The organism is Pseudomonas sp. OV546, assembly GCF_900116845.1.
Taxonomy (GTDB): domain Bacteria; phylum Pseudomonadota; class Gammaproteobacteria; order Pseudomonadales; family Pseudomonadaceae; genus Aquipseudomonas; species Aquipseudomonas petroselini.
On the sequence record NZ_FPCE01000002.1, the window covers coordinates 184,182 to 210,223 of the forward strand.

Below are 26,042 nucleotides of genomic sequence, written 5' to 3' on the forward strand. Positions count from 1 at the left end.
ACCTCACGTATCTGCCGCAGGCTCGGGGCCTGCAAAGGGCAGATACGATACACCTGCACTGGCTAAACAGTAAGGCTTCGCATTGCCGCATGGCTGATTTCAAAGGGGTTGGCTGGATGACGACAACTTTGGATGCACCGAAAATCACTGTGGGAGGGGGCTTGCCCCCGATTGCAGTGGGTCAGCTACAGATAGGCTGACTGACACACCGCTATCGGGGGCAAGCCCCCTCCCACATTGGATTTTCGGCGTTTTTTAAGCCTTGGCAGCAGCCAGGATCAGCGCCTTCATCTCGGCCACGGCGCCTTTGAAGCCGACGAACAGCGCGTGCGCGACCAGTGCATGGCCGATGTTCAGCTCGTTGATGCCCTTGATCGCGGCCACGGCTTCGACGTTGTGGTAGTGCAGGCCATGGCCGGCGTTGACGATCAGGCCTTCGTTGAGGCCGCAGTTCACACCGTCGATGATGCGCTGCAGCTCGTCAGCCACTTCGGTGGGCGTGGTGGCGTCGGCGTAACGGCCGGTGTGCAGTTCGATGGCGGGGGCACCGACACGGCGCGAGGCTTCGATCTGGCGCTCGTCGGCGTCGATGAACAGCGACACTTCACTGCCGATCTTCGACAGGCGCTCTACCGCCGCCTTGATTCGCGCTTCCTGGCCAGCCACATCCAGGCCGCCTTCGGTGGTCAGTTCCTGGCGGGTTTCCGGGACCAGGCAGATGTGCGCCGGGCGGATGCGCTCGGCGAAGGCCATCATTTCTTCGGTGACGCCCATTTCGAAGTTCATGCGCGTTTGCAGCACATCCTTGAGCAACAGCACGTCGCGTTCCTGGATGTGGCGGCGGTCTTCGCGCAGGTGCACGGTGATGCCGTCGGCGCCCGCTTCTTCGGCGTCCAGCGCGGCCTTGACCGGGTCAGGGTAACGGGTGCCCCGGGCCTGACGCAGGGTAGCGACGTGGTCGATATTGACGCCAAGAAGAATGCGATTGCTGGTGCTCACGGAAGCGCTCCTGAAAAGGGGAAAGAAACGCTGCACAGCATACACGGGGATGTCAGGGCTTTCGAAACAACTCGCGACTGACCAGCGGCCGTCCGCCCAAGTGCACGGCCAGGGCCTGGCGCATCAGGCGCTTGGCGGCGGACAAGGCGCCGGGGGCAGTCCAGTCGGCTTCGCTCATGGCCAACAGCTCGGTGCCCTGGAACAAGCCGGGTTGCAGCAGGTACACACGCTCCAGACCCGCGTCGACTTGCAGTCGGTACATGCCGTCGGCAGCGATGGGGTCGCCGTGCAGGTCGTTGTTTAATTCAAAGCCATAGCCCAGGTCGTCGAGCAGGCGCCATTCAAACGCGCGCAGCAACGGTTCCAGGGGCCGGCCTTCGGCCAAGGCGATCAGGGTGGCGGCGTAGTGATCGAAGACCGCCGGGTGCGGGTCTTCCGCGGGAAGCAGACGGATCAGCAACTCATTGAGGTAGAGGCCACTGAACAGGGCCTCGCCATTCAGCCAGGCGGAGGTACCAACGCTTTCCAGGCGGCCGACGTTTTTGAGCTCGCCCTTGCCGCGAAACTCCACGTCCAGGGCCACGAACGGCCGGGCCAACGTGCCCGCCTTGCCCCGCGCGCTGCGCAAGACTGCGCGCAAGCGGCCTTGTGGCGTGAGGAAATCCACCAGGGCGCTGGTCTCGCGATAGGCGCGGCTGTGCAGGACATAGGCGAGTTGGCTGGGGGGTGGGGATTGGGACATGAGACGGGGAATCTCTGAAGAGGGAAAGCGCCTTTGTGGCGAGGGAGCTTGCTCCCGCTGGGCTGCGAAGCAGCCCCTGTATCAGCCACCGAGCTTTATCAGTAAAACCTCGGTGGCCTTTTTGGGGCCGCTTCGCGGCCCAGCGGGAGCAAGCTCCCTCGCCACAACAAGCCCGCCCATCATCGTGCGGTGTTTTACAAGTCGCCGTAGCCCAAGGAGCGCAATGCACGCTCATCATCGGACCAGCCACCCTTAACCTTCACCCACAGGTTGAGCATGATCTTGGAATCGAAGAGCAATTCCATGTCCTTGCGCGCTTCGGTACCGATGCGCTTGATGCGCTCGCCCTTGTCGCCAATGATGATTTTCTTCTGGCCGTCACGTTCGACGAGGATCAGCGCATGGATGTGCAAGGTCTTGCCCTGCTGCTTGAACTCTTCGATTTCGACGGTGATCTGGTACGGCAGCTCGGCGCCCATCTGGCGCATGATTTTCTCGCGCACCAGTTCGGCGGCAAGGAAACGGCTGCTGCGGTCGGTGATCTGGTCTTCGGGGAAGAAGTGTTCGTTCTCCGGCAGGTAGCCGGCAATCACGCGTTCCAGGGCTTCGAGGTTGTGACCGTGCTGGGCCGAGATCGGCATGATCTGGGCGTTCGGCAGTTGTTCCTGCAGCCAGGTCAGGTGCGGCATCAGCTCGGCTTTGTCTTCGATGCGGTCGGTCTTGTTCAGCGCGACGATCAGCGGGCCGGTGACGTACTGCACACGCTCGAGGACCATCTGGTCTTCGTCGGTCCACTTGGTGCGATCGACCACGAAGATCACCACGTCGACGTCTTTCAACGCCGCCGAAGCGGTCTTGTTCATGTAGCGGTTAAGGGCTTTCTCGCCGCCTTTGTGCATGCCCGGGGTATCGACGTAGACCGCTTGCACGGTGCCTTCGGTCTTGATGCCCAGCATGTTGTGGCGGGTGGTCTGCGGCTTGCGCGAGGTGATCGCAAGCTTCTGGCCGAGGATGTGGTTGAGCAGCGTGGACTTGCCCACGTTGGGGCGGCCAACAATGGCAACATAGCCACAGCGTGTTGCGGTTGAATCAGTCATGGCCATTCTCCACGCCCAGGGCAATCAGTGCTGCAGCGGCCGCTACCTGTTCGGCAATACGACGGCTCACACCCTGACCTCGGCTTTTTTCGTTCAGTAAGGTGATTTCACATTCCACGAAGAATACGCGGCAATGGGGCTCACCCTGGATATCCACCACTTCGTAGCGTGGCAGTTCGCAACCGCGGGACTGCAGGAATTCCTGCAGGCGGGTCTTGGGATCTTTGTTGGTGTCGACCAGCGTGAGGCTTTCGATCTCGGAAGTCAGCCACGCAGTGACGCGCTCCTTGGCCGCTTCCATGCCTGCATCGAGGTAGATCGCACCGATCAACGCCTCGAGGGCATCGGCCAGGATCGATTCACGCCGGAAACCGCCGCTCTTCAACTCACCGGAACCCAGCCGCAGGTATTCGCCCAGGCCAAAGCCACGGGCCAGTACGGCCAGGGTCTCGCCCTTCACCAGGCGTGCGCGCAGGCGCGACAGCTGGCCTTCACGGGCTTGGGGGAAGCGCTCGAACAGCGCTTCACCGGCGACAAAATTGAGGATGGCATCACCGAGGAATTCCAGGCGCTCGTTGTTGCGCCCTGCAAAGCTGCGGTGTGTGAGGGCAAGGACCATCAACTCCTGGTCCTTGAAGGTGTAGCCGAGCTGGCGCTCGAGACGTGCTAGAGAAACGGTCACGGTTTATCCATATCTAGTTGGTGGCACCGGCGGCCATCGACGATTGACGCAGTGTTCAAATTCAAATCCTGGTTGGTGCTGCATGAGGCCGGAAATGTCCGAGCCCCAGAAAAGCATTCGGCGCTGTGTTCACAGCGCCGCTTGTATTACTTGATCAGCCCGACTCGCGAGAAGTTCGGCAGGTGGCTGAGTTTGGGTTCCGGCCAGCTCATCCAGACCGCAAAGGCCTTGCCGACGATATTCTGGTCGGGAACCATGCCCAGCAGGTCCTTGGGAATATTGGGATCATCCCAGTAGCGGCTGTCATTGGAGTTGTCACGGTTGTCGCCCATCATGAAGTAGTGCCCGGCCGGCACTTTCCATTCACCATCAGGCGTCGCGCGGTAGCGGCTCATTTCCTTGCGGATTTCGTGCTCGACCGCACCGAGTTTTTCCTGGTACAGCTCGGCGCTGCCCAGGCTGTTCGGTTCGGAACCGATCAGTTTCTCGGCCACCGATTCACCGTTGATGAACAGGCGTTTGTCGCTGGTGTAGCGAATCACGTCGCCCGGCAGGCCCACCACACGCTTGATGTAGTTGACGTTCGGGTCGCTCGGGTAGCGGAACACCATCACATCGCCGCGCTGCGGGTCACCGACTTCGATGACCTTCTTGTCGATCACCGGCAAGCGGATCCCATAGGAAAACTTGTTCACCAGGATGAAGTCGCCCACGTCCAGGGTCGGTTTCATCGAGCCCGACGGGATCTGAAACGGCTCCACCAGGAACGAGCGCAGCACCAGCACGATGAACAACACCGGGAAGAACGACTTGCCGTATTCAACCAGCAAAGGCTCTTTGTTCAGCTTCTCGATGACCACGCCATCGGGCTGGCTGACGCTGCCCTGATAGGACGCGATAGCCGCCCGACGACGCGGGGCGAAGAAGACCAGATCGAGCAATGCCAACAGACCGCAAACGGCAACGGCGATGACCAGCAACAGCGGGAAATTTAGCGACATAGGACCTAACTATCCAACCTGAGCACCGCAAGGAAGGCTTCTTGTGGAATTTCCACGTTACCCACTTGCTTCATGCGTTTTTTACCGGCCTTTTGCTTCTCAAGCAGCTTGCGCTTACGGCTTACGTCACCGCCGTAGCATTTGGCCAGTACGTTCTTTCTGAGGGCCTTGACCGAGGTCCGCGCAATGATCTGCCCGCCGATGGCGGCCTGGATCGCAACGTCGAACATCTGGCGCGGGATCAGTTCTTTCATCTTCTCGGTCAACTGGCGACCTTTGTAGTGCGCGTTGTCCTTGTGCACGATCAGTGCCAGGGCATCGACCTTGTCGCCGTTAATCAGCACATCCAGTTTCACCAGATTAGCCGATTGGTACCGGTCGAAATGGTAGTCCAGCGAAGCATAGCCGCGGCTGGTGGATTTGAGACGGTCAAAGAAGTCCAGGACCACTTCGTTCATCGGCAAATCGTAGGTCACTTGCACCTGGGTACCGAGGAACAGCATGTCGTGCTGTACGCCACGCTTTTCAATACACAGGGTAATGACGTTGCCCAGGTGTTCCTGCGGCACAAGAATATTGGCGCGCACGATCGGTTCGCGCATGTCTTCGATGGAAGACAGGTCTGGAAGCTTGGACGGGTTGTCGACGTAAATCGTTTCACCGGTTTTCAGCGCCAGCTCAAAAATAACCGTCGGCGCGGTGGTGATCAGGTCCAGGTCGTACTCGCGCTCAAGACGCTCCTGGATGATCTCCATGTGCAGCATGCCGAGGAAGCCGCAACGGAAGCCGAAGCCCAGGGCGTCGGAGCTTTCCGGGGTGTACTGCAACGACGAGTCGTTGAGGGTGAGCTTTTGCAGGGCTTCGCGGAAATCTTCGAAGTCGTCGGAGCTGACCGGAAACAGGCCGGCGTAGACCTGCGGCTGGATGCGTTTGAAGCCCGGCAGCACGTCGACGTCAGGGGTGGAACTCAAGGTCAGGGTGTCACCGACCGGCGCACCGTGAATGTCCTTGATACCGGCGATGATGAAGCCTACTTCACCGGCTTTCAGATCAGTGGTAGCCGTGTGTTTGGGGTTGAACACACCGACGCTGTCCACCAGGTGAATCTTGCCGGTGGACTTGACCAGGATCTTGTCGCCTTTTTTCACACGGCCATGGCGCACGCGTACCAGGGAAACAACGCCCAGGTAGTTGTCGAACCAGGAGTCGATGATCAACGCTTGCAGCGGATCTTCGTAGTTGCCGGTGGGGGCGGGAATGGTCTTGACCAGGCGCTCGAGCACTTCGTCGACGCCCAGGCCGGTCTTGGCGCTGCACTCGACGGCGTCGGTGGCGTCAATGCCGATGATTTTTTCGATTTCTTCTTTGACGCGGTCCGGATCGGCCTGTGGCAGGTCGATCTTGTTCAGCACCGGCATCACTTCCAGGCCTTGCTCGATGGCGGTGTAGCAGTTGGCCACGGACTGGGCTTCAACGCCCTGGCCCGCGTCCACCACCAGCAGCGCACCTTCGCAGGCCGCCAGGGAACGGCTGACTTCGTAGGTGAAGTCGACGTGGCCCGGGGTGTCAATGAAGTTCAGTTGGTACTTGATACCGTCTTTGGCGGTGTAGTACAGGGTCACGCTGTGGGCCTTGATGGTGATCCCGCGCTCGCGTTCGAGGTCCATGGAATCCAGTACCTGGGCTTCCATTTCACGCTCGGCAAGGCCGCCGCACATCTGGATGAATCGATCGGCCAGCGTCGACTTACCATGGTCAATGTGGGCGATGATGGAGAAATTGCGGATATGACTCAAATCACTCACGGATCAACACTCAAAAAGGCTGCAGGCAGATTGCCCGCTGAAAAATAGCCGGGAATTGTACCTGATGCTCAGGCCAGGCGTCATCTTTGCTGACCAGAACAAAAATGCCCCGATCTCTCGACCGGGGCATTTTTTGTTCATAAGCGCGCGGCTAGCCCGCCCGGCGCAGCAGCCAGAACCCGGCCAGGGCGCAGATAGCGGTCGGCACCAGCACCGCAAACAGCGGCGAGAAACCAAACACCAGGCTCGACGGGCCCAGCAGGTCCTGGGCGATGCGGAAGGTGAAGCCCACCAGCACGCCGGTAAACACGCGTTGGCCCAGGGTTACCGAACGCAACGGGCCGAAGATGAACGAAATCGCCATCAGCACCAGCGCCGCGGTGACCACCGGTTGCAACACCTTGACCCAAAATGCCAGCCAGTAGCGGCCGTTGTTCAGGCCCTGGTCCTTGAGGTAGTGGATATAGCTCCACAGCCCCGAGATCGGCAGGCTTTCCGGGATCATCACCACGGTATTCAAGAGTTCCGGCTTGAGGGCGATATCCCACTCTTCGCTCGGCACGTTGATCACTTCGGTACGGGCGTTGGTGCCTTGGCCAATATTGCGGAAGTACGTGGTGGTGACGTCGCTCAGTTGCCATTTTTCGCCACTGTATTGCGCACGTTTGGCGAAGCTCGACTCCAGCAAGTGACGTTCTTTGTCAAAGGTGTAGCGCGTCACACCAATCAACAGGCCGCCTGGCTGCACGGCGTTGATGTGGATGAACTCTTCACCCTGACGGTGCCACAGGCCGTGCTTGGAACTTTGCGCATCGCCCGACCCCTGCGCCAGGGCGCGGTTGGCCTGGGCGGTGGTTTCGGCCGGTGGCGCCACGTATTCGCCGATCAGCACGCTGCAGGCCATCAGCAGCAGCATGGGTTTCATCACGGCCCAGACGATGCGCCCAATGGACACACCCGCAGCGCGCATGATGGTCAGTTCACTGTTGCTGGCCAGGCTGCCCAGGCCAATCAGGCAACCGATCAGCGCAGCCATCGGCATCATGTCGTAGAGGCGGCGCGGCGCGGTAAGGGCCACGTAGCTCAGCACATCCCACACCGTGTAGGTGTCGCTGACGTTGCCGACTTCATCGATGAAGGCGAACAACGAGGCCAAGCCCAGGATGATGCCCAGTACCGCCAGGATGGCGATCAGTACGCTGCTACCAATGTAGCGATCGAGCTTAGCCACGAGCCAACTCCTTCTGGCCACGACGGCTCTTCATTTTCAAACGGATCGGTTCCCAGTAGAGCAACCCCAGGCCAATCACCAGGAAGATCCCGTGCACCCACCACAGGCCCAGCGTCGGCGACAACTTGCCTTTTTCCAGGGAGCCACGGGCGGAAATCAGGATGGTGAGGTAAGCCATATACAGCAGGATTGCCGGCAACAGCTTGAGGAAGCGGCCCTGGCGCGGGTTGACGCGCGACAGCGGCACGGCCATCAACGTCACGATGAACACCAGCAGCGGCAGGGAAATCCGCCATTGCAACTCGGCAATGGAGCGCAGTTCCTTGCTGCCGAACAGGTCGGTCGTGGGAATGGCGTCGCGGTCGGTGACTTCATCGCTGATGTCCGGGCGAGCCAGCATCACGCCATAGGTGTCGTACTTGATCGCGCGATAATCCGCCATGCCTGGGCTGCCATCATAGCGATAGCCATTTTCTAGGATCAGGTAGCGGCTGCCGTCAGGACGCACTTCCTGGCGACCTGAATCAGCCACCAGCACGGAAATACCACGGTCTTTCTTGTCTTGGCCCAGACGCTTCTCGGAGATGAACACACCGCCCAGGTTGGCGCGGTCGTCGGTCAGCGTTTCGGTGTAGGTCACACGTGAACCGTCATTGAGTGCCTGGAAGCGGCCGGGTTCGAGGGTGTCGAACTCAGTCATCGCGTCCTGTTTGTTCAGCACCAACTGGAACTGCATGGCGCCCTGAGGGGCCAGGCTCAGGCTCAGCCAGGCCACGATCAGCGCGACGCCGGCGGCCGGGATCATGGTCATGCCCAGCAGACGCTGCTGGCTCATGCCGGTGGCCGAGAGCACGGTCATTTCGCTTTCGAGGTACAGCCGGCCGTAGGCCAGCAGGATCCCGAGGAACAGGCCCAACGGCAGGATCAGCTGCAGGAAACCCGGCAGGCGAAAGCCCATGATCAGGAACAGCGAGCCCGGATCGAGGGCGCCGGAGGCAGCCTGGGCCAGGTATTTGACGAAACGACCACTCATGATGATGACCAGCAATACCGCACTCACGGCACTCAGGGTCAACAGGACTTCGCGGGACAGATAACGGAAGACGATCAAACCAGACACTCCAGGGTTGTCAGGCTAAGGCGGCCAAACAAGCAAGCATACCGAGTCAGCCCATTGACACAGGGCCGGCTAAAAAGATGGCGCATTATCCTGTGATTGACCGCGCCTGTCACTGCGCAACCTCATGCACATGCACAAAGCAGGTGGCAAGGGTTGTCAGGCTCCGTCGGCGAGGTTCAAACTGCGGCCTTTGTCACCGGCGGTTTACACAGCTGCCTGGTATTAAAGCCGGAGTACAGACTCTTGGCTAACAGACCTTTATAAGGGACCCGAAAATGGAATTGGTTGTAAAAAGCGTTAGCCCCGAAACGTTGAAAACCGCCACCCTCGTGGTCGCCATCGGCGAAGGCCGCAAGCTCGGCGTTGCCGCCAAGCAACTCGACGAACTCAGCGGCGGCGCCATCAGCGCGGTGCTCAAGCGCGGCGACCTGGCCGGCAAAGTCGGCCAGAGCCTGCTGCTGCAAAGCCTGCCCAACCTCAAGGCCGAGCGCGTGTTGCTGGTCGGCGTGGGCAAAGAGGCCGAACTGGGCGACCGCCCGTTCCGTAAGATCATCAGCGGTATCCTCACGACCCTCAAGGGCCTGGGCGGCAGCGATGCGACGCTGGCCCTCGATGAAATCGTTGTAAAAGGCCGTGACAGCTACGGCAAGACCCGCCTGCTGGCCGAAACCCTGGTGGACGGCGGCTATATTTTCGACGAGTTCAAGAGCCAGAAAGCCGAACCGCGTGCGCTGAAGAAAATCACCCTGCTGACCATCAAGGCTGCCCAGGCTGAAGTCGAGCGCGCCGTGACCCACGCGCAGGCCATCGCCAACGGCATGTCCTTTACCCGCGACCTGGGCAACCTGCCACCGAACATCTGCCACCCGACGTTCCTGGGCGAACAGGCCAAGGCGCTGGGCAAAGAGTTCAAGGGCCTGAAAGTCGAAGTGCTGGACGAAAAGAAGATCAAGGAACTGGGCATGGGCTCGTTCTATGCCGTGGGCCAAGGCAGCGACCAGCCGCCACGCCTGATCGTGATGCAATACAACGGCGGTAAGAAGTCCGAGAAGCCTTACGCCCTGGTCGGCAAAGGCATCACCTTCGACACCGGCGGCATCAGCCTCAAGCCGGGCCTGGGCATGGACGAAATGAAGTACGACATGGGCGGCGCCGCCAGTGTGTTCGGCACCCTGCGCGCCGTGCTGGAACTCAAGCTGCCGATCAACCTGGTGTGCATCCTGGCCTGCGCCGAGAACATGCCGAGCGGCGGCGCGACCCGTCCAGGCGACATCGTCACCACCCTGAGCGGCCAGACCGTCGAAATCCTCAACACTGACGCCGAAGGCCGTCTGGTGCTGTGCGATGCCCTGACCTACGCCGAGCGCTTCAAGCCGCAGGCCGTGATCGACATCGCCACCCTGACCGGTGCCTGCATCGTTGCCCTGGGCTCCCACACGTCGGGCCTGCTGGGCAACAGCGATGAGCTGATCGAGCAACTGCTCAGCGCCGGCAAGGCCGCCGACGACCGCGCCTGGCAACTGCCGCTGTTCGATGAGTACCAGGAACAGCTGGACAGCCCGTTCGCCGACATCGCCAACATCGGTGGCCCGAAAGCCGGCACCATCACCGCTGCCTGCTTCCTGTCGCGCTTTGCCAAGAACTTCAACTGGGCGCACCTGGACATCGCTGGCACGGCCTGGACCAGCGGCGGCAAGGACAAGGGCGCCACTGGCCGCCCGGTTCCCCTGCTGACCCAATACCTGCTGGATCGCGCCAAGGCCTAACCCGGTCTGAGCGGGCTTGATGTGGCGAGGGAGCCTGCTCCCGCTGGACCGCGCAGCAGTCCCCAGCTTTTTGGGGGCGCTTCGCACCCCAGCGCAAGCACGCTTGCTCGCCACAACAAGCTGCCTTTTACCCTTGTTGAGGCCGCCCAGGAACCGCAATGACCCAAGTCGACTTCTATATATTGCCCAGCGCCGACCCGCTCGCGCGCCTGGACTTTGCCTGCAAACTCACCGAAAAAGCCTGGCGCATGGGCCACCGCATCTACCTGCATTGCAGCGATGCCGCCCAGCGCGACGAGCTGGATGCCCGCCTGTGGCGCTTCAAGGGCGAAAGCTTCGTGCCCCACGGCCCCGCCGAGTCTGAACCTGAAGGCCTGGTAGTGCTGGGTTTAGGCGACAGTTGCGGCGATCACCACGACCTGCTGGTCAACCTGGACCTGAAAGTGCCGCCGTTCGCCAAGGCATTCGCCCGTGTGGCGGAAGTGGTGGTGGAAGATCCGGCTATTCGTCAGGCCGCGCGGGAGAGTTTCCGTTTCTACCGCGAACAGGGCTATCCTCTGCAGGATCACCGGCTACAACGACTTTGAGTAAATGATGGACACGCCAAACCCTCTAAAAAAAGACGACCACCTGTTGGACGACCTGGAGTCGATCCGTCAGTTGCTGGGTGATGACAACGTGCAGCCGCCGCTGTTGACCGAGCCCGCCGAGGGCGAGCCGCAGATTCCGCTGTTATTCGATATGGTCGGTGGCAAGCCGGTCGAGCCGGCGCCGGTGGTCAAGGCCGCCGCCCCCGCAGCGGCCGAAAAAGGCCCCGACGCCCTGCTGCTGCACCTGGACAACGAACTGCGCGCCGCCGCGCAACTGATCATGCAAGACGTGATCGACGACTTTGCCCCGCATATCGAAACCGAGATCAAGCGTCGGTTGGATGCGCGGATGGAGCGGTTGCTGAGCCAGTACCAGTCTTAAACCACACCAAAATCCCCTGTGGGGCTTGCTGTGATGAGCAGGCTTGCTGTGTGGTAAACGGGCTTGCTGTGGTGAGCGGGCTTGCTGTGGTGAGCGGGCTTGCCCCGCGCTGGACTGCGAAGCAGTCCCCTTGGTTTTTTCGGTAAGCCCGTCGGGGGGACAACCCCCCTCACCACCACAAGCCCCCTCCCCCATTAGTCTTGCATCAGCCTTAAGCCCGTCTTCAACTCGCCCTCCTCGTCCGCCCCCGTTATACTTGCCGGCTTTCCTGAATAAATGCCAACTAGGGTCCCGCCGCGCATGGATAAGACCTACCAGCCGCACGCTATCGAAACTTCCTGGTACAACACCTGGGAATCCGAGAATTATTTCGCCCCGCAAGGCGCGGGCGATTCCTACACCATCATGATTCCGCCACCGAACGTCACTGGCAGCCTGCACATGGGCCACGGCTTCAACAATGCGATCATGGATGCGTTGATCCGTTTCCGCCGCATGCAGGGCCGCAACACCCTGTGGCAGCCGGGCACCGACCACGCTGGCATCGCCACCCAGATGCTCGTGGAACGCCAACTCGAAGCCACCGGCCAGAGCCGTCATGATCTGGGTCGCGAGAAGTTCCTGGAAAAGATCTGGGAATGGAAAGACCAGTCCGGCGGCAATATCAGCCGTCAGATCCGCCGCCTGGGCTCGTCCGTGGACTGGAGCCGCGAGCGCTTCACCATGGACGACGGCTTGTCGGAAGCCGTGAAAGAGGCCTTCGTGCGCCTGCATGAAGACGGCCTGATCTATCGCGGCAAGCGCCTGGTCAACTGGGACACCAAGTTGCACACGGCGATTTCCGACCTCGAAGTGGAAAACCACGACGAGAAAGGCTTCCTGTGGAACCTCAAGTACCCGCTGGCCGACGGCGCCAAGACCGCTGAAGGCAACGACTACCTGATCGTCGCCACCACGCGCCCGGAAACCATGCTCGGCGACGCCGCCGTAGCCGTTAACCCGAACGACGAACGCTACCAGGCGCTGATCGGAAAGTTTGTCGAGCTGCCGCTGGTGGGCCGCCGCATCCCGATTATCGCGGACGACTACTGCGACCCTGAATTCGGCACCGGCTGCGTGAAAATCACACCGGCCCACGATTTCAACGACTACGAAGTCGGCAAGCGCCACAACCTGCCGCTGCTGAACATCTTCGACAAGAATGCCGCCGTTCTGCCGGCCTGCCAGGTGTTCAACCTGGACGGCACGCTGAACGACAGCATCGACGGCAAGATCCCGGCTGAATACGCCGGCCTTGACCGCTTTGAAGCGCGCAAGCAGATCGTTGCCGCCTTCGACGCCGTCGGCTTACTGGTCAGCGTTGACGACCACGGCCTGAAAGTGCCGAAGGGCGACCGCTCCGGCACCGTGATCGAGCCGTGGCTGACCGACCAGTGGTACGTGTCTACCAAGCCGCTGGCAGAACCTGCCATTGCCGCCGTGGAAGACGGCCGTATCCAGTTCGTGCCCAAGCAGTACGAAAACATGTATTTCTCGTGGATGCGCGACATCCAGGATTGGTGCATCAGCCGTCAGTTGTGGTGGGGCCATCGCATTCCGGCCTGGTACGACGAGTCGGGCAAGGTCTACGTCGGCCGCGACGAAGCCGAAGTGCGCGCCAAGCACAACCTGGGGGCGGACGTTGCGCTGCAACAGGACAACGACGTACTGGACACCTGGTTCAGTTCGGGCCTCTGGACCTTCTCCACCCTGGGCTGGCCGCAGCAGACCGAATTCCTGAAGAAATTCCACTCCACCGACGTGCTGGTCACCGGCTTCGACATCATTTTCTTCTGGGTTGCCCGGATGATCATGCTGACCATGCACTTGGTGAAGAACGAGGACGGCACCCCGCAAGTACCGTTCAAGACCGTGTACGTGCACGGCCTGGTGCGTGATGGCCAGGGCCAGAAGATGTCCAAGTCCAAGGGCAACGTCCTGGACCCGCTGGACATCATCGACGGCATCGACCTGGAAACCCTGGTGCAGAAACGCACCTCGGGCCTGATGCAGCCGAAACTGGCGAAGAAGATCGAGAAGCAGACCCGCGACGAGTTCGCCGACGGTATCGCCAGCTATGGCACCGACGCCCTGCGCTTTACCTTCTGCTCGCTGGCGTCCACCGGTCGCGACATCAAGTTCGACATGGGCCGCGTCGAAGGCTATCGCAACTTCTGCAACAAGATCTGGAACGCCGCGCGCTACGTGCTGGATAAAGGCGAAGACTGCGGCCAGAACGGCGAAGCCTATGAGTTGAGCCTGGCCGACCGCTGGATCATCTCGCAGCTGCAACGCACCGAAGCCGAAGTGACCCGCCAGCTCGACCAGTTCCGTTTCGACCTGGCTGCACAGGCCTTGTACGAGTTCATCTGGAACCAGTATTGCGACTGGTACCTGGAACTGTCCAAGCCCGTGCTGTGGGACGAAAACGCGCCGATTGAACGCCAGCGCGGCACTCGCCGTACCCTGGTACGCGTGCTCGAAGTGGCGCTGCGCCTGGCGCATCCGTTCATGCCGTTCATCACCGAAGAAATCTGGCAGCGCCTGGCGCCACTAGCCGGTATCGAAGGCAAGACCATCATGCTGCAACCTTGGCCGGTGGCCAACGAAGCGCGCATCGACGAGGCCGCCGAAAGCGATATCGAATGGCTCAAGACCCTGATGCTTGGTACGCGCAACATCCGCGCCGAGATGAACATCGGGCCGGGCAAGCCACTGGCGGTGTTCGTGAAGAACGCCAGTGCCGAGGACCAGCGTCGTCTCAGCGAGAATGACGCACTGCTCAAGAAGCTGGCGAAGCTGGAGTCGATCACCGTATTGGCGGCCGGCGAAGACGCACCACTGTCTGCCACCGCACTGGTCGGCGACATGGAAGTGCTGGTGCCGATGGCTGGCCTGATCGACAAGGGTGCGGAACTGGCCCGTCTCGACAAGGAAATCGCCCGCCTGCAAGGCGAAGTGCAACGCGTGGGCGGCAAGCTGTCCAACGCGGCGTTCGTCGACAAGGCGCCGGCGGAAGTGATCGACAAGGAACGCGCCAAGTTAGCCGAGGCTGAACAGGCCTTGGGCAAGCTGGCGGAGCAACATGCGCGGATTTCCAGCCTGTAAGGTGGACCGCGTTTAAGAAAGAGGCCTTCAGGCCTAATGCCAGTCAGTTAAGACGTAGAAAGGGTAAAAAATAACCTGTGGCGAGGGAGCTTGCTCCCGCTGGGCCGCGAAGCGGCCCCAGCTCTTTGTTTCAAAAGACTGGGACTGCTGCGCAGTCCAACGGGAGCAAGCTCCCTCGCCACAGGTACAGTGTTTGCCCTTAACTGACTTGCATTAGGCCTTCGGGCCTCTTTTTTTGCCTGGAGACTCCCAATGCCAGGCTGACAATACAGTCAATGTGGGTGGGGGCTTGCCCCCGATAGCGGTGTATCAGCGACCTATGAACTGGCGGGTCCACCGCAATCGGGAGCAAGCCCCCTCCCACATTTGACCGGGACAGGCTCAGGATGTGTGACAATGCCCACCACTTTGAGCCAACACCAGAATCATCATGACCGCCCCCAGCACGCCAAAACCTCAGCGCAAGAAGCCTAAAACCGCAACCACGGCCAAACCCGTCGTGCCGCGTAAAGAGGCCACCCTGCACCCGCGCAACCGCCACACAGGCCGTTACGACTTCCAGGCACTGATCAAGACCACGCCGGAACTGGCGCAATTCGTGATCATCAACCCGTACGGCAAGGAAAGCATCGACTTCGCCAGCCCGGACGCGGTGCGGGTGTTCAACCGAGCGTTGCTCAAGTCGTTCTATGGCATCCAGCATTGGGACATCCCGGCCGATTACCTGTGCCCACCGGTACCGGGCCGTGCCGACTACGTGCACTTCCTCGCCGACCTGCTGGCCAGCGTCAATGACGGCAAGATCCCACGCGGTTCGATCGTCAAGGTGCTGGACATTGGCATGGGCGCCAACTGCGTCTACCCGCTGATTGGCTACATGGAGTACCGCTGGAACTTCCTCGGCTCGGAGGTCGACCCTATCGCCGTGGCCGCCGCCAAGGCGATTGTGCAGTCCAATGACCTGAGCAAAGTCATCCAACTGCGCCAGCAGACCAACCCCAAGCAGATCCTGCTGAGCCTGCTGGAGCCGGGTGAGCGCTTTGACCTGACCATGTGCAATCCGCCGTTCCATGCGTCCATGGACGAAGCGACCAAGGGCAGCGAGCGCAAGTGGCGCGCCCTGGGCAAAGCCGACCCCAAGCGCAAGTTGCCGGTGCTGAACTTCGGTGGCCAATCAGCTGAACTGTGGTGTGAAGGCGGCGAAGCGCGCTTTGTGACGCAGCTGATTGCCGAGAGCGCGCATTTTGCCCACAAGGTGTTGTGGTTCAGCACCTTGGTGTCAAAAGCGTCAAACTTGCCCGCTATCGAGACAGCCCTGAAAAAAGCCGGCGTGCTGGAAAGCCAAGTAGTGGAAATGTCCCAGGGCCAGAAGCAAAGCCGTTTCGTGGCCTGGACCTTCCAGACCAAGAACGAGCAGCAGATCTGGCGCCAGCGCTGGGTGCGCGACTGATCCATTGTGGCGAGGGAGCTTGCTCCCGCGGGACCGGGCTGGCGCTCCAGTGCGAAGCGCTCCCAGACTTTTGGGGCCACTGCGCAGCCCAGCGGGAGCAAGCTCCCTCGCCACAGTAACCCCGCAACCCCAGTAAATCGCAGGCAACAAAAAACCGTGCCCGGATCGCTCCGGAGCACGGTTTTTTTTGCTGCGTCTTACTTGTTAACAGCGTCGGTCAGGCCTTTGGCCACAACCAGCTTGATAACTTTCTTGGCAGCGATTTCGATGGCAGCGCCAGTCGAAGGGTTACGGCCAGTACGGGCAGGACGCTCGGTCACTTTCAGTTTGCCAACGCCTGGCAGAGTGATTTCGCCGCCGTTTTCCAGCTGGTCAGCAACAACTTGGCTCAGTTGGTCCAGCAGAGCGCGCACGGTAGTTTTCGGTGCGTCTACTGCTTCAGCCAGGTCAGCGATCAGTTGGTCTTTAGTAATAGCCATTGTGGTGTTCCTTCCCTATCAAATTCATATGGATTGCAGAGTGCAGTGTCAGCCGTCGAGCCCGACCGTCATGGCCTGGCACCCCCGGCTATAACCACGGAGATCGGGGTTATAGATGCTTGAAACGGGGATTGGTTCGACCTGACAGATGCTGAATGCACGCTTATCGCCGAGACTTGGCGTAAGACGGGGCAAAACTAGCACAGAGACGGGGAAATATCCGCTTCTACCTACCCATTTGGTCAGCTTTATCGCTCTAAACCGTGAAAAAAAGGCATATGGCCCGTCGGAAGGTGCTCGAAACACCCTTCGAAGCACGTCTTGGCCAATGGTGCGGTACACTTGGCGACTTTTCGGGGAGGCCAACCGCTCCCCTATCAACCAGCCGAGAAGCCTATGCCGATCCGTCACTGCATCGTCCACCTGATCGACAAAAAACCCGACGGCACACCTGCAGTTCTCCATGCCCGCGACTCCGAGCTTGCCGAGTCGGCCGCCATCGAGAACATGCTTGCCGACCTCAACGAGAGCTACAACGCCAAACAAGGCAAGGCCTGGGGTTTCTTCCATGCCGAGTCCGGTGCGCACCCGTTCAGCGGCTGGTTGAAGGAGTATTTCGAGGGTGGGCAGGATTTCACCACCTTCAGCCGCACCGCTGTCGAGCACCTGCAGAAGCTGATGGAAGAGTCCAACCTCTCCAGCGGCGGCCACGTGCTGTTTGCCCACTATCAACAGGGCATGACCGACTACCTGGCCATCGCCCTGCTGCACCACAGCGAAGGCGTGGCGGTGACCGACGAGCTGGATGTGACCCCCTCGCGTCATCTGGACCTCGGTCAGCTGCACCTGGCGGCACGCATCAACGTGTCCGAGTGGCAGAACAACAAGCAGTCCAAGCAGTACATTTCCTTTATCAAGGGCAAGAACGGCAAGAAGGTTTCGGAATACTTCCGCGACTTCATCGGCTGCCAGGAAGGCGTCGACGGCCCGGGCGAGACCCGCACCCTGCTCAAGGCCTTCAGCGACTTCGTCGAAAGCGAAGACCTGCCGGACGAGTCCGCCCGCGAGAAAACCAAGACCCTGGTGGACTACGCCAGCAGCCAGGCCAAGCTCGGTGAACCGATGGGCCTGGAAGAGCTCTCCGGATTGATCGATGAAGATCGGCCAAAAGCCTTTTACGACCATATCCGCAACAAGGACTACGGCCTGTCGCCGGAAATCCCTGCCGATAAGCGTACCCTCAACCAGTTCCGCCGCTTCACCGGCCGCGCCGAGGGCTTGTCCATCAGCTTTGAAGCGCACCTGCTGGGCGACAAGATCGAGTACGACGAAGCCGCCGGCACCTTGATCATCAAGGGCCTGCCAACCCAACTGACCGATCAGCTCAAGCGCCGCAACTGATGCTGGGCGGGGTTTTCAAGAAAGTCTTGCTGGTGTTGCTGGTCGTGGTGGTGATCCAGAACTGGGGCAAGATCGAGCGGGTGTTCAACCCCTCGCAAGGGGTGCCGGAGCACGTGCGCACGTCGGCGCGCGTGGTGCTCTATTCCACCGAATGGTGTGGGTACTGCAAACAGATCCGCCGGTTCCTGGACCAGAAAGGCATTCCCTACCAGGCGTTCGATATCGAGAAGGACGCCCAGGCGCGCAAGGCGTACGAGGCGCTGGGCGGCGGCGGGATTCCGTTCGTGGACGTGAACGGCACGCTGATTCGCGACTACAGCCCGGAGAAAATCATGGCGGCGCTGAAGTAATCAGCGCACCACGATCATTCGCCCCAGCACATGGTGCTGTTCAAAACCCAGTACCGCCTGCAATGCATTCAGCACCGCCTGCGGATCCTGGCTCGGGAAGCTGCCGCTGACGCGCTTGGCGCCCATCTCGTCATTGAGCAACAGGATGCGACCAGGGTAATAACGCTCCAGGTCCTTGACCACGTCGGCCAGCGGCGCCTTGTAGTAGTTGAGCCAGCCGTCGCGCCAGGCCAGGCGTGATTCGCTGTCGACCGCGTGCATCTGATCAGCAATGCCATCGGTGTAGGCCACTTGCTGGCCCGCCGTAAGAATCTGCTGCTGGCCCTGCGTTGACGGCGTCACGCCAACCCGCCCGGACAACACCGTTACCTGAGCGCCAGCCGGTTGCAGACGGACTTCAAACTGTGTGCCCAGCACCCGCGCTTCGCCACTGCCCGCCGCCACGACGAAGGACTCACCGGTGTGGGTCACGCTGAAAAAAACCGCGCCCCGACGCAGTTGGATATGCCGTTCGCCATGGTTGAAATCCACAGCAATGGCGCTGTCGGCATCGAGGGTGATTTGGGACTTGTCGGCCAGGGTGACGGTTTTGATTTCTCCGGGCGCCGTCACATAGTCCGCGCCAAAGTCATCGACCCAGCGCGACGGCTGCCAACCGGCGCCCATCGACATCATCACCACCAGGCACGCGGCCATGGCCAGCGCCCCGGACCAGCGCACCACCCGCGAACGCTTTGAGGCATGCATGGCGTTAAGGTAGCCCTGCAATGCCAACGCTTCCTCGCCCGCCAACTTGCGCGCCGGTACTTCGCTCAACTCCCACAGCACCTGCGCCTGGGAATAGGCCGCGACGTGCGCAGGGTCGGCCCGCAGCCACTGGCTGAACGTAGCCTGGTCGCCGCTGCTGGGCTGGTCGTGCAGCAGGCTCAGCCAGGCCAGTGCGGCTTGCTCCTGGGCGGGCGTGGGGGTGACGTTCACGGTGCTTTCCCTGGCGTGCGGGGGGATGAAGGTTCGCGAAGGCTGGCTTTGCAGGCTTCGAGGGCACGCATCATATGTTTTTCCACGGCACTTTGGGACAGGCCCATGGCCTTGGCGATTTCGGCGTACTTGCGGCCGTGGATGCGGTTGAGCAGGAAAATCTGCCGCGTACGCTCGGGCAAGCTGCGCAGGGCCGCTTCGACGTGGCGCAGATCGTTGCCTGCCTCCAGCGCCGCCTGGGGTTCGGAGCCCTGGTTGTCTTGCTGTTCGGGCAGCCAGCCTTCGCTGCTGCGCACCCGTGCGCCTTCGCTGCGCAGGTGGTCGATAGCGATGTTGCCGGCGCAGCGCAACAGGTAGGTGCTGAGTTCTTCAACCTGCACCAGCGGCCGGCGCCAGAAGCGCAGGAACAGGTCCTGCACCAGGTCAGCCGCCGTGGCGCGGCACCCCACGCGTCGACTTACCAGGGCTTCCATCTGCGAACGCTGGGACAAGAACACCTGCAGGAAATGCGCACGCCCACCGGCCGCGTCAGCGTGCTGGCTGTCCTGGGATTCGGGTGGGGTGCTGATCATCAAGGTGGGCTCAAAGGATGGCAAACGCCGCAACCGGGCTGGCCAGCAGGCCGACGCCTGCCAGGATCAAGGCCAGCCTTGGCCGATACGGCAACAACAGCACCAACAGCAGCGCGCTGAGCATCAACACGGCGCACCACTCCACCAGGCCCTGCCCCCAACCGACGACACTCACCGCCGGCCAGATCGACAGCGTCAGCAGCAACCAGCCGGTCACACGCAACCCCAGGCGCCGCCGGGGCGAGGGTTTGCTGTGCAGCAGTTCGCCGTGGTGACGGTCAGTGGACAAGCACAGTGCCGTGAACCCGGCGTAGCACATCAGCAGAGCGAGCAGCATTCAGTTGGTCTCCTGCTTGAGCGTCAACGGGCGTGCGCGTTCAGCCTTGGGCGCAGGCGCGGTGCGATGCTGCATCTTCCAGGCGGCCCAGGCGAGAAACACTCCGCTGGCCAGGCAGGTCAGGTCGAAGCCGGCCATGGCCCAATCGCCGGTGGCCAGCGAAACGCCAAGGTGGTGCGAGGTCGTCAACGCATTGAGCAGCGGAATGGCGATAAACAGCAGCGCGCCGACGCTTAACTGCTCGACCCAACCCTGTCGCCCGCGCCGCAGGATGGCGTGCAACAGGCTCAGGCCCCAGGCGATAAAGAAGGTTTGCACTTCCCAGTCAGAACGCTCTGCGAAGCTCACCGGTAGCAGACGGTTTGCCCAGAAAAACACCGCGATGGCGATCATCAGCCCGGACATGCTGGCGATGTTGAGTACTTCCACCAAGCGCAATTCAAACGGCATGACCGCGGCTTTAGCGTGTTTGAGCTGGCGTTTGCCGAGCCAGATCACCAGCCCGGTGCCGATCATCGCCGTGCCCGCCAAGCCACAGATAAAGTACAACCAGCGCAGGACCGGGCCGGCGAAATGGCCCATGTGCAGGCCGTAGAAACTGCCGCCGATGGCCGCCGGCAGTGACTGCTCGCCACTCACCCGCAACAGCTCACCGGTGCTGCCGTTGAAGGAAACGGTGCTGCCGAAATCGTGCACCACGCTGTCGGAACCTGCGCGGAACACATTGACCGAGGCGTTTACATCGCTGGGATTATTCACCGCCACGCGCCCCACATGCCCACCGTCCCACTGCGCCCGTGCCTGTTCGTACATCGGCACCAGCGGCCGCAATGTGCCTGGCTGGCCCAAGGCCGGCGCGTTGTTGGTGTTGGGGAACACCTCGCTGAAAAAGGCGCGGGTGTCGTTGCCATAAGAAGCCAGGATCGGCGCGGGCATCACCATGCTCATGAAGATCACCAGGCTGCTGTAGGTAATCATCAAATGGAATGGCAGCACCAGCACGCCCACCGCGTTATGCCCGTCGAGCCAGGAGCGTTGGCCTTTGCGGGGGCGGAAGGTGAAGAAGTCCTTGAAGATTTTCTTGTGGGTAATGATGCCGGTGATCAGCGCGACAAACATCACCATCGCGGCAATGGTCGACAGCCAACGGCCCCACGGGTGAGGCATCTGCAGCTGGAAATGGAAGCGATAGAAGAACTCGCCGCCCATGCTTTCACGGGCCTGCACGGCCTGGCCGCTGACTGGGTCGAGGGTTTTCTGGATGAAATTACCGCGCTTGCCGGGGTCGACCTTGTCTTGCCACATCACCGAAAGGCCAGGGTCGCGGCTGTCGGGCAAGGTGATGAACCAGCGCGCGGCATTCGGTGCCTGCTGCTGCAGATACGCCTGTGCCACCGTGAGGCTGCGCGTATCGTCGAGCGGATGGGCCTGTACTTCAGGCTGCATCCAATGACTGATTTCGTCCTTGAAATACGCCAAGGTGCCGGTCAGGAAAATCGCAAACAGCAGCCAGCCAAAGATCAGCCCAGCCCAGGTGTGCAGCCAAGCCATGGCCTGGCGAAAGCCCTCTTTCATGTGCGTGCCATCCAGAACCCCACACCCGCCAACGTGGCGAAAGCCGCGCTCGGCAGCATCACACCCAACCAGGCGCGCGCGGCACTGCGGCAGGCGAAACACCAGAGCACGGCCAGCAGATAGAACACGAACGAACTCATCATCCCGGTGATCACTGCGTCAGCACGGGAAATAGGCACCCACAGCGCCAGGCAGATACTGGCCAGGGAAGCCATCAGGTACCCCCCCACCACGGCAGCCAGCACGCGCGAGGTCACAGCAAGACGATAGGAGACAGGCAGCGAGGTTTTGCTTTTCATGCGGGAAGCGCCAGGTTCATCAGCACGCAATATTAATGATAAATATTCTCATAAGCAAAACAGAACGGATGAATCACCTGCGCAGGTGGATTGCCGAAGCCGCTCACGCACCCTACAATGCGAACAATTCTTGTTCTCTAAAGCATGGCGATGCTTGTGGAGTGTCCCCGTTGAGCCCGTCCAACACCGTCGAAGTTTTGTACAACGACCACCACCGCTGGCTCACCGGCTGGTTGCGACGCAAGCTCGGCTGCCCGGAAAGTGCCGCCGACCTGGCACAGGACACCTTCATTCGCGTGCTCACCGCACGGGAAACGCCCCCGTTGATCGAGCCCCGTGCGTTTCTCACCACCGTCGCCAAGCGCGTGCTGTTCAACTTCTACCGCCGCCAGGACCTGGAACGCGCCTACCTCGACGCCTTAGCGCACATGCCCGAGCACGTCGCGCCGTCGGAAGAAGAACGCGCAATCATCCTGCAAACCCTGGTGGAGCTGGATCAGCTGCTCGACGGCCTGCCCGTGCCGGTCAAACGCGCTTTCCTGCTGGCCCAGCTGGATGGCCTGACCTACGCACAAATCGGCGCTGAACTGGGCATCTCCATCGCCACCGTCAAACGCCACCTGAACAAAGCGGCCATGCGCTGCTATTTCGCCCTATGAGTTTTTCCACTCAAGTCGCCGAACAAGCCGTGCACTGGCTGATGGAAATGCAGCAAGGCGCGCTCAACCCTCGCCAGCAAGCGGCCTGGCAGCAATGGCTGAACGCCCACAGCGAACACCAGCGCGCGTGGGACCATATGCAGCGCGTGAATCAGCGCCTGCGCGGCATGCCCTCGCCCCTGGCCCATGCCGCATTGAATGCGCCGACCTCCACCAGCCGCCGCCAGGCCCTCAAGTTACTGCTGGTCCTCGGTGCCGGTTCGGCCGCCGCCTGGAGCCTGCGCCAGCAACATATCCTGCCGCCGCTGACCGCCGACTATCGCAGCCCCGTCGGCCAGCGTCGCAAGGTGCAATTGGCCGATGGCAGCCAATTGCAGCTCAATACCGGCAGCGCGGTAGACGTGCATTTCGATGGCCGGCAGCGGCTGATCCGCCTGCTTGAAGGCGAGATCCTGCTGACCAGCCTCGCAGGCAATACGCCGCTGAATGTCCTGACCGGCCAGGGCCTGCTCACCAGCCAGGCGGCGCGCTTGAATGTGCGCCAGTTCAACGATCACACCCAACTGACGGTCTTCGATGGCCGCGCCGAGGTGATGCCCAACACCTACAGCGGCCTGCCGCTGACGGTCGAGGCTGGGCGCCAGGTCAACTTCACCCGCAAAGGCTGGGACACCCCGCGCCCCACCGACGCCAACAGCGGCGCCTGGGCCGACGGCATGCTGGTCGCATCCCACATGCGCCTGGAAGATTTCCTCGGCGAACTGGGCCGTTATCGTCGTGGCCAGGTCAATTGCGACCCACAGGTGGCCAACCTGCTGATCTCCGGCAGCTACCCGCTGGATGACAGCGAACGCATTCTCGACCTGCTGGAAGTGAGCCTGCCGGTGAAAGTAAGGCGTTTTACGCGGTATTGGGTGACCGTGCAGGCACGCGCCTGAGATTAATTTCAAAACCGATGAGCCGTTTTCCACCCCTCGCGTGACAGAGAAGGAAAGCCACCTTGATCCTTCCTTCTCAGGACCGCTGTTCATGCCCCAGCAACCGACGCTTCTCGCCCGCACCTTGCGCCAACTCCTACTCGGCGCCAGCCTGAGTCTTACCGTACTGCCGCCGGTGATGGCGGCCGATGCCAAGCCGTATCACATCGCCCCGACATCGCTGGAAGCTGCGTTGAACCAGTTTGGCCGCGAAGCGGGCGTGCTGATTTCCTTCGGCTCCGAAGTTACGGCGGGTAGACAGAGCCGTGGCCTGTCCGGCAATTACAGCGCCGCAGACGGCCTGCAAAAACTGCTGGAAGGCACCGGCCTGCAAGCCCGCGCCGAGGGCGACAATGCCTACAGCCTGCAACCGGTCACGGCACCGGCCAGTATCGAATTGGGCACGTCCAGCGTGGTCGGCGACTGGCTCGGCGATGCGGCGCAAACCAACGTATTCGAACACCCAGGCGCCCGTGATGTGATCCGCCGCGAAGAGTTCGAGCGTCAGGGCGCGACCCAGGCCAAGGACGTGCTCAACCGCATCCCCGGCGTCAACGCACCGGACAACAACGGCACCGGCAGCCACGACATGGCGCTGAACTTCGGCATTCGCGGCCTCAACCCGCGCCTGGCCTCGCGCTCCACGGTGTTGATGGACGGCATCCCGGTGCCTTTCGCGCCTTACGGCCAGCCGCAGCTTTCATTCGCGCCGATCAGCATGGGCAACATGGATGCGGTGGACGTCGTACGCGGCGGCGGTGCTGTGCGCTACGGCCCGCAGAACGTCGGCGGCGTGGTCAACTTCGTGACCCGCGCGATCCCGGATGCGCCCACGGTCAAAGGCGGCCTGCAGACCGAAACCAGCCCGTCCTCCAGCCACGACGGCTTCAAGACCACCGGCAACCTGCTCGCCGGCGGCACCGCCGACAACGGCCTGGGCGGCGCGCTGCTGTACTCCGGCACCCGAGGCGGCGACTGGCGCGAGAACAGCAACACGCGCATTGACGACTTGATCCTCAAGGGTAAATACCAGCTCGATGATGCCAACAGCTTCAACGCCATGGCGCAATACTACGAAGGCCAGGCCGATATGCCCGGTGGTTTGAACGTCGCGGACTACAAGGCCGATCCGTATCAGTCCACCCGTCCCTACGACAAGTTCTGGGGCCGCCGTACGATGTTCAACGTCGGCTATCGCTATGAGCAGGACCGTCGCGAATTCACCGTGAACAGCTTCTTCACCAAGACGCTGCGCAGCGGCTACCTCGACCAAGGCACGTTCCTGTCGCTGTCCCCGCGCGAGTACTGGGTGCGCGGCGTGGAAACGCGCTTCGCCCAAGGCTTTGACCTGGGCCCGACCAGCCACGAAGTGGGCGTCGGCTACCGTTATATCAACGAGGCCGGCCACGAACTGCGCTACCGCACGCCGATTGCCGCCAACCAGCAAATCCCCACCACCGACAGCCGCAATGACCGCGACACCCGTGGCGGCACCGAGGCCAATGCTTTCTTCATCGATGACCGGATTGATATCGGCAAGTGGACCATCACCCCGGGCATTCGCTACGAGATGATCGAGTCCCAGCAAACCAACAACCTGAGCAACGTTAAATACAAGGGTGACTACAACACCGCGCTGCCGGCACTGAACGTGCTTTATCACCTCACCGACGACTGGAACCTCTACGCGAACACCGAAGGTTCGTTCGGTAGCGTGCAGTACAGCCAGATGCCCAACCGTGTGACCAGCGGCGAAGTCAAACCGGAAAAAGCGCGGACCTGGGAACTCGGCACACGCTACGACAACGGCAGCCTGCGCGCGGAAATCGGCGCGTTCCTGATCAACTTCGACAACCAGTACGAAAGCAACCAGACCAATGATTCGGTGATTGCCCGTGGTGAGACCCGTCACCAGGGCATCGAATCCAGCATCAACTACGCCCTCGACGGCTTGAGCCCGGCGCTGGCAGGGTTCGATGTGTATGCCAGCTACGCTTACGTGGACGCCACCATCCGCGAAGACGGCCCGAACAAAGGCAACCGCGTGCCCTTCTCGTCAAAACACAAGGGCACCTTCGGCGTGGGCTACACCGAAGGCCGCTGGAAGCTCAACCTGGACAGCAGCTACCAGAGCAGCCAGTTCGCCGACAACGCCAACACCCAGGCCGAAAGCGCCGACGGTGCAAATGGGCGCATCCCCGGCTACCTGTTGTTCAGCAGCCGCGCCGCCTACGACTTCGGCCCGCAGCTGTCGGATTTGAACGTGGCGGTGGGAGTGAAAAACATCTTCAACAAGCAGTACTACACCCGTTCATTCGACGACAACAACAAAGGCAAATACGTCGGTGAGCCACGCACGGTGTATGTGCAGACCTCCATCGCGTTCTAACGGCTCGAGCAACA

24 protein-coding genes are annotated in these 26,042 nt (G+C 61.4%); 10 read left to right on the forward strand and 14 right to left on the reverse strand.

Features of this window, described 5'->3' with window-relative positions; all coding sequences use genetic code 11:
• Window positions 1–255: 255 nt before the first annotated feature.
• The 8 genes from pdxJ to lptF form a co-directional block, all read right to left on the reverse strand.
• Window positions 256–999 (reverse strand): pyridoxine 5'-phosphate synthase, encoded by a 744-nt coding sequence (pdxJ, locus tag BM403_RS06005; protein ID WP_012722404.1) that lies wholly within the window; start codon window positions 997–999, stop codon window positions 256–258.
• A 52-nt stretch (window positions 1,000–1,051) separates the two neighbouring features.
• Window positions 1,052–1,741: a DNA repair protein RecO gene (gene recO / locus BM403_RS06010; RefSeq protein WP_012722403.1), complete on the reverse strand. Its 690-nt coding sequence runs from the start codon at window positions 1,739–1,741 to the stop codon at window positions 1,052–1,054.
• A gap of 194 nt (window positions 1,742–1,935) precedes the next feature.
• Window positions 1,936–2,838: a GTPase Era gene (gene era / locus BM403_RS06015; RefSeq protein ID WP_043204836.1), complete on the reverse strand. Its 903-nt coding sequence runs from the start codon at window positions 2,836–2,838 to the stop codon at window positions 1,936–1,938.
• The gene (gene rnc, locus BM403_RS06020; RefSeq protein WP_012722401.1) at window positions 2,831–3,520 is read right to left on the reverse strand and encodes a ribonuclease III; all 690 of its coding nucleotides are present in this window, start codon (window positions 3,518–3,520) and stop codon (window positions 2,831–2,833) included. Before rnc ends, era begins: the two co-directional genes overlap by 8 nt.
• Window positions 3,521–3,666: 146 nt before the next feature.
• Window positions 3,667–4,521, reverse strand: a complete 855-nt coding sequence (gene lepB, locus BM403_RS06025; protein ID WP_012722400.1) for a signal peptidase I — start codon at window positions 4,519–4,521, stop codon at window positions 3,667–3,669.
• Window positions 4,522–4,526: 5 nt separating this feature from the next.
• Complete coding sequence (gene lepA / locus BM403_RS06030; RefSeq protein WP_003210439.1) at window positions 4,527–6,326, reverse strand: translation elongation factor 4; 1,800 nt, start codon at window positions 6,324–6,326, stop codon at window positions 4,527–4,529.
• Between the two features lie 151 nt (window positions 6,327–6,477).
• Window positions 6,478–7,557 carry an LPS export ABC transporter permease LptG gene (lptG, locus tag BM403_RS06035; protein WP_046034392.1) on the reverse strand — a complete coding sequence of 360 codons (1,080 nt, stop codon included), beginning with the start codon at window positions 7,555–7,557 and terminating at the stop codon, window positions 6,478–6,480.
• Complete coding sequence (gene lptF / locus BM403_RS06040) at window positions 7,550–8,668, reverse strand: LPS export ABC transporter permease LptF (RefSeq protein ID WP_093542066.1); 1,119 nt, start codon at window positions 8,666–8,668, stop codon at window positions 7,550–7,552. The genes lptG and lptF overlap by 8 nt, the downstream gene beginning before the upstream one ends.
• A 284-nt stretch (window positions 8,669–8,952) precedes the next feature.
• Between lptF and BM403_RS06045 the strand changes: the two genes are divergently transcribed.
• The 5 genes from BM403_RS06045 (at window position 8,953) to rlmF (ending at window position 16,012) form a co-directional block, all read left to right on the forward strand.
• Window positions 8,953–10,443 (forward strand): leucyl aminopeptidase, encoded by a 1,491-nt coding sequence (locus BM403_RS06045; RefSeq protein ID WP_012722397.1) that lies wholly within the window; start codon window positions 8,953–8,955, stop codon window positions 10,441–10,443.
• 158 nt (window positions 10,444–10,601) lie between these two features.
• Window positions 10,602–11,030, forward strand: coding sequence for a DNA polymerase III subunit chi (locus tag BM403_RS06050; RefSeq protein WP_012722396.1), 429 nt, complete (start codon window positions 10,602–10,604; stop codon window positions 11,028–11,030).
• Between the two features lie 7 nt (window positions 11,031–11,037).
• Window positions 11,038–11,415 carry a DNA polymerase III subunit chi gene (locus BM403_RS06055; protein WP_093542068.1) on the forward strand — a complete coding sequence of 126 codons (378 nt, stop codon included), beginning with the start codon at window positions 11,038–11,040 and terminating at the stop codon, window positions 11,413–11,415.
• Window positions 11,416–11,715: 300 nt separating this feature from the next.
• Window positions 11,716–14,562 carry a valine--tRNA ligase gene (locus BM403_RS06060; protein ID WP_093542070.1) on the forward strand — a complete coding sequence of 949 codons (2,847 nt, stop codon included), beginning with the start codon at window positions 11,716–11,718 and terminating at the stop codon, window positions 14,560–14,562.
• 430 nt (window positions 14,563–14,992) lie between these two features.
• Window positions 14,993–16,012: a 23S rRNA (adenine(1618)-N(6))-methyltransferase RlmF gene (rlmF, locus tag BM403_RS06065; protein WP_012722393.1), complete on the forward strand. Its 1,020-nt coding sequence runs from the start codon at window positions 14,993–14,995 to the stop codon at window positions 16,010–16,012.
• 197 nt (window positions 16,013–16,209) lie between these two features.
• Here the strand turns inward: rlmF and BM403_RS06070 are convergent, their stop codons facing one another.
• Window positions 16,210–16,491, reverse strand: a complete 282-nt coding sequence (locus BM403_RS06070) for an HU family DNA-binding protein (RefSeq protein ID WP_003188840.1) — start codon at window positions 16,489–16,491, stop codon at window positions 16,210–16,212.
• 396 nt (window positions 16,492–16,887) lie between these two features.
• Here BM403_RS06070 and yejK point away from each other — a divergent pair, with 396 nt between their 5' ends.
• Together yejK and BM403_RS06080 are read left to right on the forward strand one after the other, a co-directional pair.
• A complete protein-coding gene (yejK, locus tag BM403_RS06075) occupies window positions 16,888–17,892 on the forward strand; it encodes a nucleoid-associated protein YejK (RefSeq protein ID WP_093542072.1) in 1,005 nt (334 codons plus the stop codon).
• The gene (locus BM403_RS06080; RefSeq protein WP_064054842.1) at window positions 17,892–18,242 is read left to right on the forward strand and encodes a glutaredoxin family protein; all 351 of its coding nucleotides are present in this window, start codon (window positions 17,892–17,894) and stop codon (window positions 18,240–18,242) included. The genes yejK and BM403_RS06080 overlap by 1 nt, the downstream gene beginning before the upstream one ends.
• On the opposite strand, the gene BM403_RS06085 is transcribed toward BM403_RS06080, so the two are convergent.
• From BM403_RS06085 to BM403_RS06105, 5 genes are read right to left on the reverse strand one after another with little or no spacing between them, the layout of a single operon-like run.
• On the reverse strand, window positions 18,243–19,220 hold the full coding sequence (locus tag BM403_RS06085; RefSeq protein ID WP_093542074.1) for a FecR family protein: 978 nt from the start codon (window positions 19,218–19,220) through the stop codon (window positions 18,243–18,245).
• A complete protein-coding gene (locus BM403_RS06090) occupies window positions 19,217–19,795 on the reverse strand; it encodes an RNA polymerase sigma factor (RefSeq protein WP_043204830.1) in 579 nt (192 codons plus the stop codon). The genes BM403_RS06085 and BM403_RS06090 overlap by 4 nt, the downstream gene beginning before the upstream one ends.
• Window positions 19,796–19,802: 7 nt before the next feature.
• Window positions 19,803–20,129, reverse strand: coding sequence for a DUF3325 domain-containing protein (locus BM403_RS06095; RefSeq protein ID WP_093542077.1), 327 nt, complete (start codon window positions 20,127–20,129; stop codon window positions 19,803–19,805).
• On the reverse strand, window positions 20,130–21,704 hold the full coding sequence (locus BM403_RS06100) for a PepSY-associated TM helix domain-containing protein (RefSeq protein ID WP_012722387.1): 1,575 nt from the start codon (window positions 21,702–21,704) through the stop codon (window positions 20,130–20,132).
• Entirely contained in the window at window positions 21,701–22,003 is a 303-nt protein-coding gene (locus BM403_RS06105; RefSeq protein ID WP_043204828.1) for a DUF3649 domain-containing protein, read from the reverse strand. The genes BM403_RS06100 and BM403_RS06105 overlap by 4 nt, the downstream gene beginning before the upstream one ends.
• Before the next feature lie 170 nt (window positions 22,004–22,173).
• On the opposite strand from BM403_RS06105, the gene BM403_RS06110 reads away from it, so the two are divergent.
• From BM403_RS06110 to fecA, 3 genes are all read left to right on the forward strand, one after another.
• The gene (locus BM403_RS06110; protein ID WP_046034383.1) at window positions 22,174–22,662 is read left to right on the forward strand and encodes a sigma-70 family RNA polymerase sigma factor; all 489 of its coding nucleotides are present in this window, start codon (window positions 22,174–22,176) and stop codon (window positions 22,660–22,662) included.
• A complete protein-coding gene (locus BM403_RS06115; RefSeq protein ID WP_093542079.1) occupies window positions 22,659–23,600 on the forward strand; it encodes a FecR domain-containing protein in 942 nt (313 codons plus the stop codon). The genes BM403_RS06110 and BM403_RS06115 overlap by 4 nt, the downstream gene beginning before the upstream one ends.
• 91 nt (window positions 23,601–23,691) lie before the next feature.
• On the forward strand, window positions 23,692–26,028 hold the full coding sequence (fecA, locus tag BM403_RS06120) for a TonB-dependent Fe(3+) dicitrate receptor FecA (RefSeq protein ID WP_093542082.1): 2,337 nt from the start codon (window positions 23,692–23,694) through the stop codon (window positions 26,026–26,028).
• Window positions 26,029–26,042 lie beyond the last annotated feature (14 nt).